Annotated in this window: 1 protein-coding gene; it reads right to left on the bottom strand. The window is 54.7% G+C overall.

All coding sequences use genetic code 11. The features are described from left to right. Positions 1-276 (bottom strand): recombinase family protein (locus tag ACYP5B_RS51535; protein ID WP_459575234.1); only part of this gene is annotated, 276 nt, incomplete at both ends.

Raw genomic sequence — 276 nt, 5'->3', positions numbered from 1 at the left:
ATTCCAGAATTTCCTTCGGTACCTTGCTACCCGGATAGTCTTCCTTGATCTGCTTTTTGTACTTGCGCATGCCGTACAGGCGGCATGAGAACGTATCGACGATGGCAAGCAGGTCCTCAACCATTTCCTGCTCTGGCGACAGCGATTCCTGATTAACCACGATGATCTCGCAACCGTTCCCGCGCGCAAGATGGTCGAGCAGGTCGAATCCGAAGCGAACGAGCCGGTCCTTGTGGGCGATGAGAACTCGCTCAATCTCACCACGCTGGATGCGCT

Source organism: Cupriavidus sp. 8B, from assembly GCF_054589115.1.
Note: the sequence above shows the minus strand (reverse complement) of the source record. Positions and strands in the feature narration are given on the sequence as shown.